This window comes from Bradyrhizobium sp. Unk1, from assembly GCF_059512345.1.
The window spans coordinates 60,814-77,808 of sequence record NZ_JCAMOP010000012.1 but is presented as its reverse complement, the minus strand read 5'-3'; the positions used below and the strand labels follow the sequence as shown (position 1 = coordinate 77,808).

The following is a 16,995-nucleotide window of genomic DNA, read 5'->3' as shown; positions in this document are numbered from 1 at the left end:
ACAGGTGCCATCACACTCCCTGATGCCAAGGAGGCAGAATGGCCAAGGTCGACACATCGCTGGTTGCGCATTTGCCGCTGTTTTCAGGCGTCAAGCCGGAGGACCTCGAGGAAATCCTGCGCGAGGCCCGCTCGGCGCGCTATCCCAGGAACAGCGCCATTTTCGAACAGGGCGCCGACGCGCAATCGTTCTTCCTGCTGCTGCACGGCCACGTCCGCGCGGCCAAAACCACCCCGACCGGCGAGCAGATCGTGGTGCGCTATGTCGCCCCCGGCGAGACCTTCGGGCTCGCGATGGCGATCGGAGCGGCGCACTATCCGGCGACCGCGATGGCGGTCGACGACAGCGTGGTGCTGATCTGGCCGAATTCGGCGTGGCCGCGGCTGATCGAGCGATTTCCGGCAATCGCCGCCAACACGCTCCAGACTGTCGGCGCGCGACTGCAGGAGAGCCACACCCGCATCCTGGAAATGTCGACCCAGCAGGTCGAGCAGCGCGTCGCGCATGCGCTGCTGCGGCTCGCAAAACAGTCCGGCAGGAAGCTCGACCACGGCATCGAGATCGACTTCCCGATCAGCCGCCAGGACATCGCGCAGATGACCGGCACCACGCTGCACACCGTCAGCCGCATCCTGAGCGGCTGGGAGAGCCAAGGCCTCGTCGAGAGCGGCCGCCAGCGCATCATCCTGCGCGATCCGCACAAGATCGTCGTGCTGGCGGAGCGTACGGCGGACGGCAATTCTGCGTAAGATAGGGGTGAGGGCGCTTCCGCTTACGGCGCAAGCCCGCCCTCACCCGGGAGTCCGCGCGCGACCCGCGCGAACTCCGACCTGCCTCACGCCGGCACGCATTCGCACAGCGCAGCGAGGAATTTGTCGCGATCGATGCCATGCTCGCGGCAGGCGTCTTCCACGGTATGGAAGGTCGCGATCGGACAGCCGACGCAAGCCATCCTGAAGGCGAGGAACACGCGGATCGTGTGCGGCGCCGCACGCATGATGTCATCGACCAGATCGTCGGATCGGAAGGGCATGGACAACTCCGTTCCGAAGTGACGATAGCCGAGGGGGGCCGAGCTTCTTTGTTGAAGCGCAAGCTGGTGGTTGCTTCTTCGTTTCCCCGTTCTTACGGGGAGACGTGAACTACACCGCCCTGCTGTGCAACTGCTTCGCCGGGTCCAGATGCGCATCGAACGCCGCGGCGACGCTGCGGACCAGGAAGCGCGAGTCGGTTGCGACCGCAAGACGGTCGCCGTCGAGCCTGACGATGCCGTCCGAGATCAACGGCTTCAGGCGCGCGGCCGATTGCAGCATCGCTTCGGGTTCCGCGCCATGGCGCGCGCAGATGTCGCCGAGATCCGCGCTGAACTCGCACATGATGCGCTCGATGATATCGGCGCGCAGCCGGTCGTCGTCGGTGAGCCCGTAGCCCTTGGCCGTCGCGAGGCGACCGGCGGCGATGCTTTGCGCGTAGGCGCCGATCTGCACCTGGTTTTGCACATAGCCCTGCGGCAGATGTCCGATCGCGCTGGCGCCGAAACCGAGCAGGACCTCGCCTCTGTCGGTGGTGTAGCCCTGGAAATTGCGCCGCAGCGTCCGTTCCTCGAAGGCCACGGCCATCGCATCGTCGGGTCGCGCGAAATGATCGAGTCCGATCTGCACGTATCCGGCCTCCTTCAGCGCATTGGCGATCGCGCAGGCCTGATCATGACGCGCGAGGCCGTCCGGCAGCGCGGCCTCGTTGATCATGCGCTGGTGCTTCTTGAAATCAGGCACGTGAGCATAGCCGAACACCGAGAAACGATCGGGCCCGAGTTCGAGGCTGCGCCGAACGGTGTCCAGACAGGACGCGACGGTCTGGTGCGGCAGCCCATAGATGAGGTCGAAGTTGATCCCGTTGATGCCGGCGCGATGCAGCCTATCGACGACGGAAGCCGTCTGCTCATAGCTCTGCACGCGATTGATCGCGCGCTGCACGACCGGATCGAGGCTCTGCACGCCCAGGCTGGCGCGGTTGACGCCGGAGAGCCGCATGGCCTCCACCATCTCTGATGTCAGCGTGCGTGGGTCGATCTCGACCGCGATCTCGGCCGAGGGCAGCACGAAGAACGAATGGCGCATCGCTGCCATCAACTCGGCAAAGGCCTCCGGCGCCATGATGGTCGGCGTGCCGCCACCGAAATGGATATGCTCGACCTTGATGCGGCGGCCGATGGTTTCAGACACCTGCGCGATCTCGCTGCGCAGCGTCCGCTGATAGGCGGCGATCAGCCCGTCGCGGCGGACGATCTGGGTATGGCAGCCGCAATACCAGCACATCTCGCGGCAGAACGGCACGTGCAGATAAAGTGACGCGCTGGCGCCTGCCGGGAGTCCGGCGAGCCATTCGGCATAAATATCCGGGCCGACCGCCGGCGAGAAATGCGGTGCGGTCGGATAGCTCGTGTAGCGCGGCAGACGTTCTTCGCCGTAGCTCGCTGCGAGATCGGTCCTCATATCTCACCCATTCGTAAATCGATGCCACGCGGTGGCGCGGCAAATCCCTGTTAGCATTGGATGACGCGTTTTCGGGCGGACCACCTTGCGCTCGCTCAAAGTCCGAGCGCCGGATCGGAGCCATGATCACGTTCAATCATGACTCACTGGAGATAGGCCATGGCGTCGCTCGCGCTCGATCTCGTTCTCTGGCTCACCGGCGTTCGCGGTCATATCCCGCGCTTCGACGATTTTCGTCCCGTTCCCGCGGCACATTCTGCCGGCGCAGGTCATCTCATGCGGGTGCTGGCGATCACCGCCGCCATCTTCGCCGCGCTGTCGCTCGCGGTCTGGGGCACGGTCTGGATTGCGATCCAGCTTCTCTGATCGACAACCATAGATTCACAATCGAGCGCAGCTGAACATGCGAACGATTTGCCGCTGGCGCAACTGACGCCGCGCGACGTCGTGCATTTCGCACGGCCGATACGCGCTTCGGCAAACCTCCTAAGGATTTTACCGGAGGCGAATTCGGCAAAAGCTTGTCGCAGCGCAAACACTCTTGCCGTAACAGGCGCAGACTGCATCCGTCATCAAAACCCTTTCAGATGAAGGATGCTTCCGATGTTCACCCGCAGAGCCGCATTGATCGGCGCCGCCGCGACCGCCCTGATGCTCGCGACACCCGCGTTCGCCGCCGGCGACCTCAAGCTGCCGCGGCAGAAGGTCGAGCTGGTCGCCCCGCCCTTCGTGCACGCGCACGAGCAGGCCACGACGCAGGGGCCCAAGATCGTCGAGTTCAAGCTCAACATCGAGGAGAAGAAGGTCGTCATCGACGACAAGGGCACCACCTTCCAGGCCATGACCTTCAACGGCTCGATGCCGGGCCCGCTGATGGTCGTGCATGAAGGCGACTACGTCGAGGTGACGCTGGTCAATCCCGCGACCAACACCATGCCGCACAACATCGACTTCCACTCCGCGACCGGCGCGCTCGGCGGCGCCGAGCTCACGCTGGTCAATCCCGGCGAGCAGGTCGTGCTGCGCTGGAAGGCAACGCGGACCGGTGTGTTCGTCTATCACTGCGCCCCGGGCGGCCCGATGATCCCCTGGCATGTCGTCTCCGGCATGAACGGCGCGGTGATGGTGCTGCCGCGCGACGGACTGAACGACGGCAAGGGCCACGCGCTGAAATACGACAAGGTCTACTATGTCGGCGAGCAGGACATGTATGTGCCGCGCGACGAGAAGGGCAATTTCAAGTCCTATGATTCGCCGGGCGAAGCCTTCACCGAGACCGAAGAGGTGATGAAGAAGCTGATCCCCACGCATGTGGTGTTCAACGGCAAGGTCGGCGCGCTCACCGGCAAGAACGCGTTGACGGCCAAGGTCGGCGAGAACGTGCTGATCGTGCATTCGCAGGCCAATCGCGACAGCCGTCCGCATCTGATCGGCGGCCATGGCGACTATGTCTGGGAGACCGGAAAATTCTCCAATGCGCCGGAGACCGGGCTCGAGACCTGGTTCATCCGCGGCGGCTCCGCGGGAGCGGCGCTCTACAAATTCCTGCAGCCCGGCATCTACGCCTATGTCACGCATAATCTGATCGAGGCAGCCGACCTCGGCGCCACCGCGCACTTCAAGGTCGAAGGCAAGTGGAACGACGATCTGATGACCCAGGTGAAGGCGCCCACGGAGATACCGGCTCCCAACACCAACTAGACGCGACAAGGGGCCGGTCATCGCCGGCCCCTTCCTTCTTCGGGGGACGACCATGCTGATCGCATTCAAGCTGAAACTGCTGCTCGCCTGCGCCGCCGGGCTCGCAGGGCCGATCGCCGTGGCGCCGCTGGTCTCGGACATGGCGGTCCACGGCACGGCGACGGAGCCTGCCATCGTCAGGGTCGCGCCGGGCAGTCTCTCCTATCGCGAGGCCGGCGATTTCACCCGCGCCGGGCAACAGGCCGAAGTGCCGCTGCGCGCGATGCGCTTCAACCGGCCGCTGCACATCATGCGGCACCAGGTCTCGTCATCCGACTATGAGCTCTGCGTGCAGGATAGCGCGTGCCGGGCGCTCGATCGCGGCGTCGCGATTGCGTCTGATCGTCCCGCGGTGCAGGTGAGCTGGCACGATGCGCAGGCCTATGCGGGCTGGCTGTCGCGCAAGACCGGCCACACCTATCGCCTGCCGAGCGACGCGGAATGGGCCTTTGCGGCAGGCTCCCGGTTCAGGGACGACGGCGCGCCTGTGGACGCAGACGATCCTTCAAAGCGCTGGATCAGCCGTTACGAGCGTGAATCCGAGCGCGATTTCTCCGACACCACGGCCCATCCGTTCGGCAAGTTCGGCCCCAACGAGCACGGCATCGAGGACATTGCCGGCAATGTCTGGGAATGGACCTCGACCTGCTTCGTGCGCTCGCGGATCGACGAAGCCGGCAATGCCGGCCGCCCGACCGTGAATTGCGGCGTGCGCGTCGAGCCGAGGGCGCGCACCGCGCCTACGTCACCGACTTCATCCGCGACGCTCGCGCCGGCGGCTGCGCGCAGGGCGTACCGCCCGCCAATCTCGGCTTCCGCCTGGTGCGCGAGGAGCCGTCATGGGTCGCGAGCGTGTCGGCGCGGTGGGGCAAGGTGTGGGCGGCGAGGTCGTAGCGGCACGCCTCTGCTGTCGTTGCCCGCGAAGGCGGGCAATCCAGTGCTCCGAGACGGTTGTGCTGGAATCGATAGGCCGCGGCGTACTGGATGCCCCGCCTTCGCGGGGCATGACAGCGTCAAATGCGGGAGGCGCGAGCGTCAAACAACGCCCCGCCCGGGCTACTCCTCAAACGAAAATGGCCGGGACGAAGCCCGGCCATTTCACAATCATTCGAGACTGCTCTCTTACGTATTCTTCAGCGCGACGCGGAATTCGGCTTCGGTCTTGGCCTTGACCTCGTCGAGCGAGACGCCGTCGGCGAGCTCGATCAGGGCCATACCGCCGTCGCCATGCTTGTCGATGGTGAAGACGGCGAGATCGGTGACGACCATGTCGACCACGCGCTCGCCGGTCAGCGGCAGATTGCACTTCTTCAGCAGCTTCGAGCCGTCCTTGGCCGAATGCTCCATCACGACGACGACGCGCTTGACGCCGGCGACGAGATCCATCGCGCCGCCCATGCCCTTGACCATCTTGCCGGGGATCATCCAGTTGGCGAGATCGCCGTTCTGGGCCACCTGCATGGCGCCGAGGATCGACAGATCCATGTGGCCACCGCGGATCATCCCGAAGGAATCCGCGCTCGAGAAATACGAGGTCGACGGCAGCTCGCTCACGGTCTGCTTGCCGGCATTGATGAGGTCGGCATCCACCTCGTCCTCATAGGGGAACGGTCCCATGCCGAGCATGCCGTTCTCGCTCTGGAGGCTGACATCGACCCCGTCGGGGATGAAGTTCGAGACCAGCGTCGGGATGCCGATGCCGAGATTGACGTAGTAGCCGTCGCGCAGTTCCTTGGCGGCGCGCGCAGCCATCTGTTCACGGGTCCAGGCCATGTGAGTCTCCTGACGCTTAAGCGGCGGTGCGCGGACGGGTGTTGCGGAATTCGATGCGCTTCTTGGCCGTACCGACCTCGACGATGCGCTTCACGAAGATGCCGGGCGTGTGGATGTGGTCGGGATTGAGTTCACCGGCCGGAACCAGATGCTCGACCTCGGCGACCGTGATCTTGGCGGCGGTCGCCATCATCGGGTTAAAGTTGCGCGCGGTCTTGCGGTAGATCAGGTTGCCGGCGGTGTCGCCCTTCCAGGCGTGGACGATGGCGAGGTCGGCGAACAGGCCGCGCTCCATCAGGTACTTCTCGCCGTCGAACTCCTTCACTTCCTTGCCTTCGGCGATCAGCGTGCCGACGCCGGTCTTGGTGTAGAAGGCCGGGATACCGGCGCCGCCGGCGCGGATGCGCTCGGCCAGCGTGCCCTGCGGATTGAATTCGAGTTCCAGTTCGCCGGCCAGGAATTGCTGGGCGAACAGCTTGTTCTCGCCGACATAGGACGAGATCATCTTCTTGATCTGGCGGGTTTCGAGCAGGCGGCTGAGGCCGATGCCGTCGACGCCGGCATTGTTGGAGACGACCGTCAGGCCCTTGACGCCGGATTCGCGGATCGCGTCCGACAGCTCCTCGGCGATGCCGCAGAGGCCGAAGCCGCCCGACATGATCATCATGTTGTCCTTGAGAACGCCCTCAAGAGCCGACTTGGCGTCGGGATAGACCTTGTTCATGCAAAAAACCTCGACTGAACCTTCGGCTGGCAGGCGTCGCGCCTCATTGGCGGCGATTATTAGGCGAAATCCTCCAAAGCCGTCAATGATACGGGGTTCTCCGTTCCGCGGTCCGGTGATAGAAGCTGCCCACGCCGTGGGCAGAGCCGTCCGCGGCCTTGAAAGCGACAAGAAAACCCATCAAGTTGCGGGGGTTGGGCGTGGGCACGCAGGTTTCCGGTCCGCCCTTCTGGCTCCAGCGACCAACCCGATCAGGACATGCCATTGACCATGGCCCAAGGAATGAAGCGCCTCGGGACGCCGATCGCGGCGCTGCTCGGCCTCGCGCTGATCGCCCTGATCGCGACCTCCTGGCTCATCAACCGCGACGCGCTGCGCAAGGCGGTGGAAACGCAGATCCGCGACGTCACCGGGCTCGAGCTCAGCGTGGCAGGCAGCATCGACATTTCGCTGCTGCCGGCGAGCTACATTTCCTTCCATGACGTCGGCCTGAAGGGCGGCGGCACCAGCGATCCCGCGCTCCATGTCGACGTGCTCACCGCCAATCTCCGGCTGCTGCCGCTGCTGCTGCAGCGGTTCGAGATCGCCGACCTGACCCTGCTGCGGCCGCGCATCCATGTCAGCCTGAAGCAGGATGGCGAAAGCAACTGGACGCCCTTCATCCAGACCATTGCGCGCACCATGAAGCCGGGCGCCGACAACCAGGTGTCGTTCTCCGAGATCAGAATCCAGGACGGTGTGCTCAATTACGAGGACGCCACCACCCACGCCCCCGAGAAGTTCGAGGACATCGACCTGTCGCTGGCCTGGCCCTCGATCTCGCGGTCCTTCGCCGCGACCGGACAATTCGACTGGCGCGGCGAGCGCGTCGACGGCTCGATCAGCTTCGCCGATTTCGTCGCCGCCCTCTCCGGCGACCGCTCCGGGCTGAAGGCGCGGATCGCCAGCGCCCCGCTCAAGCTTGCCTTCGACGGCAGCGTCGCCAACCGCACCAGCCCGATGATGGAAGGCACGCTCACCATCGACAGCCCGTCCTTGCGCAACGCGCTGCGCTGGACCGGTCAGCCGCAGCCCGGCAGCGGCGGCTTCGGCCGTTTCGCGCTGAAGGCGCGCGCCAATGTCGTCGGCGCCTCGATCGCGCTCACCAACGTCAATGTCGAGCTCGACGGCAACACCGCCGAGGGCGTGATGACCTACGCCAATAACGGCCGGCAGACGCTGCAAGCGACGCTTGCCGCCGACGCGCTCGACTTCACGCCTTATATCTCGACCTTCCGCCTGCTCGCCAGCGGCGCCCGCGACTGGAACAGGCAGCTGTTCGATCTCAACGGGCTTTCGACCACCGACCTCGACATGCGCCTGTCGGCAGCCAGGCTGACAGTCGGGTCGTCGAAGCTCGGCCGCACCGCGATCGGCGCCAATCTGCGCAACGGCACGCTGGCGCTCTCGGTCGGCGAAGCTCAGGTCTATGGCGGCATCGCCAAGGGCTCGTTCGGGATCGCGCGCTCCGACACCGTCGCCGACGTCAAGGCGCAATTCCAGTTCACCGATGTCGATCTTCAGGCCTGCGCCTCCGAATTGTTCGGCCTCAACAAGCTGTCCGGCCGCGGCAACATCAACGTCTCGCTGCTGGCCTCCGGCTCCAGCCCGTTCGGCCTCGTGCAGTCGCTCGACGGCACTGCCACCGTGACCGGGCACGACGGTGCGATCTCGGGCTTCAACGCCGAGCAGCTCCTGAAGCGGCTGGAGCGGCGGCCGCTGTCGGGTGGCGGCAATTTCCGCAACGGCTCGACCCCTTATGACACCCTCACCATCGCGGTGAAATTCTCCGATGGGATCGCCACCGCCGAGGACATCCGCATCGAGGGGCCGGCTGCGAAGATCACGCTGACGGGCACCGCCTCGGTGCCGACGCGCGAATACGACATGAAGGGCGTGGCGAGCCTCAATACGACGTCCGGCTTTCAGTTGCCCTTCATGGTGCAGGGTCCCTGGGACGATCCGCTGGTCTTCCCCGACCCCGAAAGCCTGATCCGCCAGTCGCCTGCGGCGTCCCCCTTCCTGGACCTCCTGAAGCGGCGCATCACCGGCGAGAAGCACCCTGCGCCGGCAGATTCGCCGACGGCGGAGAATGCCAAGGAAAACGCCAAGGACAACGCGAAGTCCAACTGAGGACGGCGATCGTCCGGCGCTGCCGGACCATCGCGAATTGATCCGGCCGAATTGATGCGGCGATTGGATCGATGCGCGGATTAAGCATCTCCGCTGGCCCCACACCCCACGACCTATGTCTGACAAGATGCCGCTAGATCGGCTGACGGCCATGCGCTAGTGTTTTATACGACCGGTTAAAAACACCGGCCGTTTGAGGGAGAAAAACGTGAGATCCAAGGTTATTGGCGCAGTATCATTGGCGGTCGCTGCGGTTGGGCTTTTTGCGGCCACTGCACCCGCCTTTGCGCAGCAGAAGACGATCACGGTCTGGTGGGGCAAGGGCTTCTATCGGTCCGAAGACGACGCGCTGATCGAGACGATCAAGAAGTTCGAAGCCAAGACCGGCATCAAGGTCGAATTGTCGCAGTACGCGATCCAGGACATGATTCCGAAGACGGTCGCCGCGCTCGATGCCGGCACCGTGCCCGATGTTGCCTATTCCGATTCCTACGACGTGCAGGCGCAGGGCAAGTGGGCCTATGAGGGCAAGCTCGAGGACCTCACGGACGTCATGGAGCCGATCAAGGGCCGGTTCGTGCAGAACACGCTCGACGCGTCGATCCTCTACAACGACGTCACCAAGAAGAAGGCCTATTACGGCTTCCCGCTGAAGCAGCAGAGCATGCATGTCGAGATCTGGAACGACATGCTGGAGAAGGCCGGCTTCAAGCTCGCCGACATCCCGACCGATTGGGCGGGCTACTGGACGTTCTGGTGCGACAAGGTCCAGCCGGGTATCCGCAAAGCCACCGGCCAGCGCATCTACGGCGTCGGCCAGCCGATGGGCGTGGAATCCACCGACGCCTTCCAGTCGTTCTACACCTTCATGGACGCCTACCACGTCAAGCTGGTCGACGACGATGGCAAGCTCCTGGTCGACGATCCCAAGGTGCGCGAGAATCTGATCAGCGCGCTGAAGGATTACACCGACACCTATATCAAGGGCTGCACGCCGCCCTCCTCCACAACCTGGAAGGACCCCGACAACAATGTCGCCTTCCACAACAAGACCATCGTGATGACCCACAACTTCACGATCTCGATCGCCGCGAAGTGGTTTGAGGACTCGCAGAACCAGGCTCTCACGCAGGAGCAGCGCGACGCCGGCAAGAAGGCCTATGAGCAGGACATCGTCACGGCGTCCTTCCCGAAGGCGCCGGATGGTTCGACCATCCGCTACCGCTCGGACGTCAAGACCGGGCTGGTGTTCACCGCGGCCAAGAACAAGGCCGAGGCCAAGCAGTTCATCAGCTTCCTGCTCCAGGAAGAGAATGTTCGCCCCTATATCGAGGGCGCGCTCGGCCGCTGGTTCCCGGTGACCAAGGAAAGCCAGGCCAGCCCGTTCTGGCAGGCCGACAAGCACCGCAAGGCGGTCTACGCCCAGTTCACCGGCGGCACCGCCGCGTTCGACTTCACCAAGAACTGGAAGTTCACGATCCTCAACAACGAGAACGTCTGGGCCAAGGCGATGAACCGGGTCGTCAGCGAAAAGGTCCCGGTCGACAAGGCCGTCGACGAGTTGATCGTCCGCATCAAGCAGGTTGCAGGCTAAATCTTCTTTCTTCCTCTCCCCGCTGGCGCGGGGAGAGGCGAAACGCTAATACCGGCCGCCTCGTGCGGCCGGAAGTCCTTTCAAAGAGTCCTGAAGAATGGCGATTACGCTCTCTGGCGATCAGTCGATGCCCGCTCCGCCCTTGTCGTCGCGGCTGACCCCGGCGCAGGTCTGGGGCATCGTGCTGCTCGCGCCCTATCTGCTCGTCTTCCTCGCCTTCGTTGTCTATCCCGTCTGCTACGGGCTGTGGCTGGCGCGGGCCCCGTCGAATTATGTCGCGCTGTTTCACGATCCGATCTTCGCGCGCGCCGCGGTCAACACGCTGATCTTCCTGGTCATCGGCATCAACATCAAGATGCTGATCGCGCTGTTCCTGTCCGGCTTCTTCGCGCAGCAGCGCACCTGGATCAAATGGCTCTCGGTGATCTTCATCCTGCCCTGGGCGGTGCCGTCGATCCCGACCATCCTGTCGGTGCGCTTCATGTTCAATCCCGAATGGGGCGTGGTCAACCACCTCATCTTCTCCCTCACCGGCGACGACGGCCCGAACTGGCTGAACGACCCGACCGTGGCGCTGAGCATGGCGATCGGCGTGCACATCTGGAAGTCACTGCCGTTCTGGACGCTGATCCTGATCACCGGACGCCTTGCGATCGCGCACGATCTGTTCGAGGCCGCCGAGGTCGATGGTGCGAGCTGGTGGCAGAAATTCCGCTACATCACCTGGCCGTCGATGCAGACGCTCTACATCACCTGCACGCTGCTCTCGATGATCTGGACGCTCGGCGATTTCAACAGCGTCTATCTGCTCACCGGCGGTGGCCCGGCTGACCTCACGCACGTGCTGGCGACGCTGGGTATCCGCTATCTCCGGCTCGACCAGCTCTCGCTCGCGATGGCCTCCATCGTCTGCGCGATGCCGTTCGTCCTGCCGCTCGTGTACTTTATGATGAAACGGTTGTCGCGATGAAGCTTCCCGGCGTAAGCGAATTTTCCTGGCGCGACGTCGCGGTCGAAGCGCGGCTGCTGCTGATCGGAATTCCCGTCTTCCTGTGGACGATGATTCCGATCTACCACATGTTCCTGTTCGCGATCTCCCCGAAGGAGGACGCGTTCTCGGGCAAGCTGTGGCCGGATCATCCGACGCTCCACAACTTCGAGATCGTGTTCAAGCAGCAGCACTACTTCCTGCGCGACTTCTACATCCAGTTCTGGAACTCGACGGTGATCGCAGTCTCCGTCGGCGTGCTAACGCTGTTCATTGCGACCGCGGCTGCGTTCTCGATCTCGCGGCTGAAGGTGCCGGGCGGACGCAGCGTGTTGAACCTCGCACTCTTCACCTATTTCATTCCGGCCGCGTTCCTCGCCGTGCCGATGTACCGCACCATGGGCAATTACGGCCTGCTCAACAATCACTGGTCGCTGATCCTGGCCATGGTGACGATCGCCAGCCCCTACGCGATCTGGGTGCTCAAGCAGGCCTCCGACAAGCTGCCGGTCGAGCTGGACGAAGCCGCGGTGATGGACGGCGCCACGACGCTCCAGATCTTCCGCCTGGTCTACCTGCCGCTGATGATGCCCTCGCTGGTCGCGATCGGCACCTATGCGGTGCTGCTCGCCTGGAACGAATATCTCTACGCGTTCCTGCTTCTATCCAACGACCGCGAGATCACCCTCCCCGTCGCACTCGGCAACTTCCTCGCTGCCGACGATTCGCCCTGGGAGCTGTTGATGACCACCGGCTTCATTTACGCGCTGCCGCCGGCCGCAGTCTACTACGCCTTCCGCCGCTACATGGTGGGCGGGCTCACGGCAGGCGCGGTGAAGTCGTAGGGACTTTTCGTCATTGCGAGCGTAGCGAAGCAATCCAGAATCTCTCCGCGACGGCAGTCTGGATTGCTTCGCTGCGCTCGCAATGACAGCCGGACCTATAGCGGCGCCGCGCTCTCGCCCTGCGAGCTCGACAGTTTCGAGGCAAGCGAGGCGATGACGATGACCACCGCGATCAGGGCGATCACCAGCGTGCAGATCGCGTTGATCTCGGGCTTCACGCCAAGCCGCACCTCCGAGTAGATCCGGATCGGCAGCGTCGCCGAGCCGGGGCCGGTGGTGAAACTCGCGATTACGAGATCGTCGAGCGACAGCGTGAAGGCCAGCATCCAGCCCGCCACGATCGCGGGCGCGATCAGCGGCAGCGTCACGGCGACGAAGGCGCGAACCGGGTTGCAGCCGAGGTCCATCGCCGCCTCCTCCAGCGAACGGTCGAGCGAGCCGAGGCGGGACTGCACGACCACCGCGACGAAGCACATCGTCAGCGTGGTGTGGGCGATCGTCACCGTCCAGAAGCCGCGCTCGGCGTTGAGCGCGACGAACAGCAGCAGCAGCGACAATCCGGTGATCACCTCCGGCATCACCAGCGGCGCGTAGAGCATGCCCGAGAACAGCGTGCGGCCGCGAAACCGCTCGCCGCGCGACAGCGTAACGGCTGCGAGCGTGCCGAGCAGCGTGGCGATGGTCGCAGAGGAGACCGCGACCCGCAGGCTCATCCAGGCCGCCTCGATCATGGCGCGGTCGTTGAAGAACTCGTGGTACCAGCGCAGCGACCAGCCGCCCCACACCGTCACCAGCCGCGAGGCGTTGAAGGAATAGATGACGAGGATGAGGATCGGCAGATAGAGGAATGCAAGCCCCAGCGCGAGCGAGGCGATGTTGAAGCGAGACAGGCGGGAGACCTTGCGCATCGCTTCAGCGCCCCTGTTCCAGCTGCCGCTTCTGCAGCCGCTCGTACAGCAGCAGCGGCACCAGCAGCAGCACCAGCAGCACGATCGCCGCTGCGGAGGCCACCGGCCAGTCCTTGTTGGTGAAGAATTCGAGCCACAGGGTCTGGCCGATCATCAGCGAATTGGAGCCGGCCAGAAGGTCAGGAATCACGAACTCGCCCACGATGGGGATGAAGCACAGCAGCACGCCGGCACCGACGCCGGGCAGCGACAGCGGAAAGGTGACGAGCCAGAACACCTGCCAGGGCGGCGCGCCGAGATCAGAGGCCGCCTCCTCCAGCACCGGCTCCATTTTCGCGAGCGTCGCGTAGAGCGGCAGGATCATGAACGGCAGATAGGAGTAGACGATGCCGATATACATCGCAGTGTCGGTCGAGAGCCACACCACCGGCTGGCTGACCAGATGCAGCGCCAGCAGGATCTGGTTCAGCAGGCCGTCATGCTGGAGGATGTTGATCCAGGCATAGATGCGGATCAGGAACGAGGTCCAGAACGGCACGATCACCAGCACCATCGCCACCGCCTGCCAGCGCTTCGGCAACCGCGCCATGCCATAGGCGATGGGATAGCCGATCACGAGCAATAGCGCAGTCGCGGTGACGGCGACGGTGAGGCTGCGCACATAGGCGAACACGTAGATGTCGTCGGAGGCGATCAGCCTAAAATTGTCGATCGACAGCGCGGCGAACGCGGCCTTGAGCGCCTCCCATCCCGCCATCAGGTCGAACACCGGTTCGTAGGGCGGCTGCGCGATCGCCGTCTGCGACAGGCTGATCTTGAGCACGAAGCCGAACGGCACCAGGAAGAACAGCAGCATCCAGACATAGGGCGCGATCGCGGCAAAGCGCGCCGGCCGCGCGAAGATGCGGCGCGAGCTCATGATTGCAGCACCACGCAGTCGTCGGGCGTGAACCAGGCGACGACATGCTGGTTCAGGCTGTAGGCGTCGACGTCGAGGCGCGCGCTGTTGGGGACCGACGCCTGCACGATTCCGCCGGCATCGAGCTTCACCTTGTAGGTGGTGGTGCCGCCGAGATAGCAGATGTCGGCGACCACGCCGTCTAGGCTGTTGATCGCCGTCTCACGACCGGCCACGCTCACCGGACCGCGACGCGACAGCTTGACCTTCTCCGGGCGGATCGCGACCGCCAATTTTCCCGCGCCGACGCCTTCGCGCGGCTCGGCGACCACCAGCGCACCCGCATCACGCGTGCCAATGATCAGACGATGACCGTCGCGCAATTTGGACTCGCCGTCGAACAGATTGATGTCGCCGACGAACTCCGCGATCCAGCGCGAGCGCGGCGCTTCATAGAGTTCGCGGGGGCTCGCGACCTGGGCCAGCTTGCCGGCCTTCATCACGCCGATCCGGCTCGCCATGGTCATGGCTTCCTCCTGGTCGTGGGTGACGATGATGAAGGTCATGCCGAGCCGGCGCTGCAGCTCCATCAGCTCGCCCTGCGTGCTCTCGCGCAGCTTCTTGTCGAGCGCCGCGAGGGGCTCGTCGAGCAGCAGAAGCTGCGGCCGCCGCGCCAATGCACGCGCCAGCGCCACGCGCTGACGCTGACCGCCGGAGAGCTGGTCGGGCTTACGCTTCTCCAACCCCTCGAGCTTCACCAGCGCAATCATTTCCGCCACGCGCGTGGCGATGTCGCCGCGCGCCATGCCGGCCCGCTTCAGGCCGAACGCAATGTTGTCGCGCACGGAGAGATGCGGAAATAGCGCGTAGTTCTGGAACATCATGTTGATCGGGCGCTCATGCGGCAGCGCCTGCGCGATGTCCCGGCCGCCGAGCAAGATGCGCCCTTCGTCCGGCGCTTCGAACCCGGCGAGCATACGCAAGAGCGTGGTCTTGCCACAGCCGCTGGGGCCCAGCAGCGCGAAGAACTCGCCGGCCTTGATGTCGAGCGACACGCCGTCGACGGCCCGGAACGTCCCAAAGGTCTTGGCGACGCCCTCGATGCGCAGCAGCGGCTGCCCCGCCGCAGGAAGCGCATCTCCGCCGGCGTCTATCTTGGGCAATTCGTCCGTCATGGTCCCTGCCAACCCCGATTCCGCCGCACGCTAGCGGCCGATCGTCCCCAGCTCAACCGGTTCAGGGGGTAACTTCCACCGCAGTCCCGTAGCCCGGATGGAGCGCAAGCGTAATCCGGGACGGTCCATCGGTGGTGAGACTTTCCCGGATTGCGCTTCGCTCCATCCGGGCTACGCCACTAGCTCACACTCGCCATGAACGCGGCCAGCGCGTCGCGATCCGCCGCCGGCATCGTCAGACCGAGCTTGGAACGCCGCCACAGAATATCGTCGGGAAAACGCGCCCATTCGTGGGTCATGAGATAGCGCACCTCGGCGCCGGTCAGTTCGGGACCGAAGGCCGGACCGAGCTCCTCACGGCTCTTCGCCTCGCCGAGCACTGCGGCTAATCGCGAGCCATAGGCGGCAACCAGACGCTGGGCCTGCGGCTCCGACAGAAAGCGCCAGCGGTCGCGGGCGAGGTCGACTTCGGTGTCGAAACGATCCCAGGCAAAGTCTCCGCCGGGCAACGCTGCGCCAGCCGTCCAGGGCGGCGACATCGGATAGAACGGCGTCAGCTTCGTCACGGCCCGCTCGGCGCGCAGGCGCGCGGTGGTGACGTCGCCGCCGAACATCGTGATCAGCGGCGCCTTGCGCCGGCGCGCGTGGAACAGCGTCGTCCCGTCGCGCCGCCGCACGGACGCCAGCGTCAGGTTGACGCCGGAGACCGCACGCACCACGTCGGTGGGCGCGACGCGCTCGCGGAAATAGCGGCTGGCCGCCTCGCAGAGATAGCTGACGTCGGCCCCAGGCATCGCCACGATCGCGGGATCACCGGTGAAATCACGGGTGACCGTTCCGATCAGCGTGAAATCGCGTTCGAGGGGGCTCGCGAAGATCAGCCGCCCATCGCTGTTCTGGAAGACGTAGACGTTGTCGGACTCGAACAGCCTGGGCACGATGATCTGGCTCATCTGCATGGCCGCCATGGTGGGCTGCGGCTGGCGCAGCACGGTCTCTGCGACGATCGACGTCCAGCCGCCGCTGGCATTGGCCAGCGCCCGGGCCGTGATCACGCGGCGATGGCCACGATCGACCACCGCGAGGCGCCATGTATCGGTTCGATCGGCGCGGACACAGCGCGCCCCGGTCCGGATCGCAGCGCCGCGTTCGGCGGCGTCCAGCGCCGTCAGCACCACCAGGCGGGAATCATCGACGACGCAGTCCGAATATTCGAAAGCCGTGCCGAACGGGCGCTTCAGCGCGTTGCCGACCGGATGATGCGTGATGTCGAGGGTCGTCGCGGCAGGCAGGCCGCTCCGACCGGTGAGGCTGTCATAGAGGTACAAGCCGGCGCGCAGCAGCCAGGGTGGACGCTCCTCGGAATGGGCCGGGATCACGAAACGCATCGGCCGGACCAGATGCGGCGCGATGGCAAGCCAGGTCCGGCGCTCGGCCAACGCCCGGCGCACCCGCCAAAAACCGCGGCGTTCCAGCACCGACAGATCGCCATGGATCAGCCGCGGCGTCGCCGATGACGCCGCGCCGCCGAGATCGCCCTGCTCCAGCAGAATGACCCGCAGGCCGCGGCCGGCCGCATCGCGAGCGAGGCTGACACCGTTCAGGCCGCCGCCGATGATCGCAAGGTCGTAATCCGCCATGAAGCCGTCGAATGGGAGCTAGCGCCTGCCATCACTAGAGCCA

Annotated in this window: 15 protein-coding genes and 1 pseudogene; 8 read left to right on the top strand and 8 right to left on the bottom strand. The window is 64.8% G+C overall.

Annotated features, from left to right (window positions below):
• The first annotated feature begins 38 nt into the window (after positions 1–38).
• Positions 39–749, top strand: a complete 711-nt coding sequence (locus AC5ZFO_RS17090) for a Crp/Fnr family transcriptional regulator (protein WP_282523843.1) — start codon at positions 39–41, stop codon at positions 747–749.
• 86 nt (positions 750–835) lie between these two features.
• Here the strand turns inward: AC5ZFO_RS17090 and AC5ZFO_RS17085 are convergent, their stop codons facing one another.
• Together AC5ZFO_RS17085 and hemN are read right to left on the bottom strand one after the other, a co-directional pair.
• Entirely contained in the window at positions 836–1,033 is a 198-nt protein-coding gene (locus AC5ZFO_RS17085) for a DUF1858 domain-containing protein (RefSeq protein WP_014492467.1), read from the bottom strand.
• Between the two features lie 109 nt (positions 1,034–1,142).
• Positions 1,143–2,495 carry an oxygen-independent coproporphyrinogen III oxidase gene (hemN, locus tag AC5ZFO_RS17080; protein ID WP_282523842.1) on the bottom strand — a complete coding sequence of 451 codons (1,353 nt, stop codon included), beginning with the start codon at positions 2,493–2,495 and terminating at the stop codon, positions 1,143–1,145.
• A gap of 159 nt (positions 2,496–2,654) precedes the next feature.
• Between hemN and AC5ZFO_RS17075 the strand changes: the two genes are divergently transcribed.
• The 3 genes and pseudogenes from AC5ZFO_RS17075 to AC5ZFO_RS17065 all read left to right on the top strand — a co-directional run bounded on the left by AC5ZFO_RS17075 (position 2,655) and on the right by AC5ZFO_RS17065 (position 5,129).
• A complete protein-coding gene (locus AC5ZFO_RS17075; RefSeq protein WP_282523841.1) occupies positions 2,655–2,861 on the top strand; it encodes a hypothetical protein in 207 nt (68 codons plus the stop codon).
• Positions 2,862–3,098: 237 nt separating this feature from the next.
• Entirely contained in the window at positions 3,099–4,196 is a 1,098-nt protein-coding gene (gene nirK / locus AC5ZFO_RS17070) for a copper-containing nitrite reductase (protein WP_282523840.1), read from the top strand.
• A 52-nt stretch (positions 4,197–4,248) separates the two neighbouring features.
• Positions 4,249–5,129 (top strand): annotated as a pseudogene (locus tag AC5ZFO_RS17065) (formylglycine-generating enzyme family protein).
• A gap of 228 nt (positions 5,130–5,357) precedes the next feature.
• Here the strand turns inward: AC5ZFO_RS17065 and AC5ZFO_RS17060 are convergent.
• A complete protein-coding gene (locus AC5ZFO_RS17060; RefSeq protein WP_011089829.1) occupies positions 5,358–6,008 on the bottom strand; it encodes a 3-oxoacid CoA-transferase subunit B in 651 nt (216 codons plus the stop codon).
• Between the two features lie 16 nt (positions 6,009–6,024).
• Complete coding sequence (locus AC5ZFO_RS17055) at positions 6,025–6,732, bottom strand: CoA transferase subunit A (protein ID WP_028151658.1); 708 nt, start codon at positions 6,730–6,732, stop codon at positions 6,025–6,027.
• A gap of 270 nt (positions 6,733–7,002) precedes the next feature.
• Here AC5ZFO_RS17055 and AC5ZFO_RS17050 point away from each other — a divergent pair, with 270 nt between their 5' ends.
• From AC5ZFO_RS17050 to AC5ZFO_RS17035, 4 genes are all read left to right on the top strand, one after another.
• Entirely contained in the window at positions 7,003–8,904 is a 1,902-nt protein-coding gene (locus AC5ZFO_RS17050; RefSeq protein WP_282523875.1) for an AsmA family protein, read from the top strand.
• 208 nt (positions 8,905–9,112) lie between these two features.
• Complete coding sequence (locus AC5ZFO_RS17045) at positions 9,113–10,498, top strand: ABC transporter substrate-binding protein (protein ID WP_071909773.1); 1,386 nt, start codon at positions 9,113–9,115, stop codon at positions 10,496–10,498.
• Between the two features lie 97 nt (positions 10,499–10,595).
• Positions 10,596–11,468: a carbohydrate ABC transporter permease gene (locus tag AC5ZFO_RS17040; protein ID WP_063981138.1), complete on the top strand. Its 873-nt coding sequence runs from the start codon at positions 10,596–10,598 to the stop codon at positions 11,466–11,468.
• Positions 11,465–12,331 (top strand): carbohydrate ABC transporter permease, encoded by an 867-nt coding sequence (locus tag AC5ZFO_RS17035; RefSeq protein ID WP_282523839.1) that lies wholly within the window; start codon positions 11,465–11,467, stop codon positions 12,329–12,331. The genes AC5ZFO_RS17040 and AC5ZFO_RS17035 overlap by 4 nt, the downstream gene beginning before the upstream one ends.
• Before the next feature lie 95 nt (positions 12,332–12,426).
• Here the strand turns inward: AC5ZFO_RS17035 and AC5ZFO_RS17030 are convergent, their stop codons facing one another.
• The 4 genes from AC5ZFO_RS17030 to AC5ZFO_RS17015 all read right to left on the bottom strand — a co-directional run bounded on the left by AC5ZFO_RS17030 (position 12,427) and on the right by AC5ZFO_RS17015 (position 16,952).
• The gene (locus tag AC5ZFO_RS17030) at positions 12,427–13,239 is read right to left on the bottom strand and encodes an ABC transporter permease (RefSeq protein ID WP_028161035.1); all 813 of its coding nucleotides are present in this window, start codon (positions 13,237–13,239) and stop codon (positions 12,427–12,429) included.
• A 4-nt stretch (positions 13,240–13,243) separates the two neighbouring features.
• Positions 13,244–14,158, bottom strand: coding sequence for an ABC transporter permease (locus tag AC5ZFO_RS17025; protein WP_282523838.1), 915 nt, complete (start codon positions 14,156–14,158; stop codon positions 13,244–13,246).
• Positions 14,155–15,312, bottom strand: coding sequence for an ABC transporter ATP-binding protein (locus AC5ZFO_RS17020; protein ID WP_282523837.1), 1,158 nt, complete (start codon positions 15,310–15,312; stop codon positions 14,155–14,157). Before AC5ZFO_RS17020 ends, AC5ZFO_RS17025 begins: the two co-directional genes overlap by 4 nt.
• Positions 15,313–15,491: 179 nt before the next feature.
• Positions 15,492–16,952 carry a glycerol-3-phosphate dehydrogenase gene (locus tag AC5ZFO_RS17015; protein ID WP_282523836.1) on the bottom strand — a complete coding sequence of 487 codons (1,461 nt, stop codon included), beginning with the start codon at positions 16,950–16,952 and terminating at the stop codon, positions 15,492–15,494.
• Positions 16,953–16,995 lie beyond the last annotated feature (43 nt).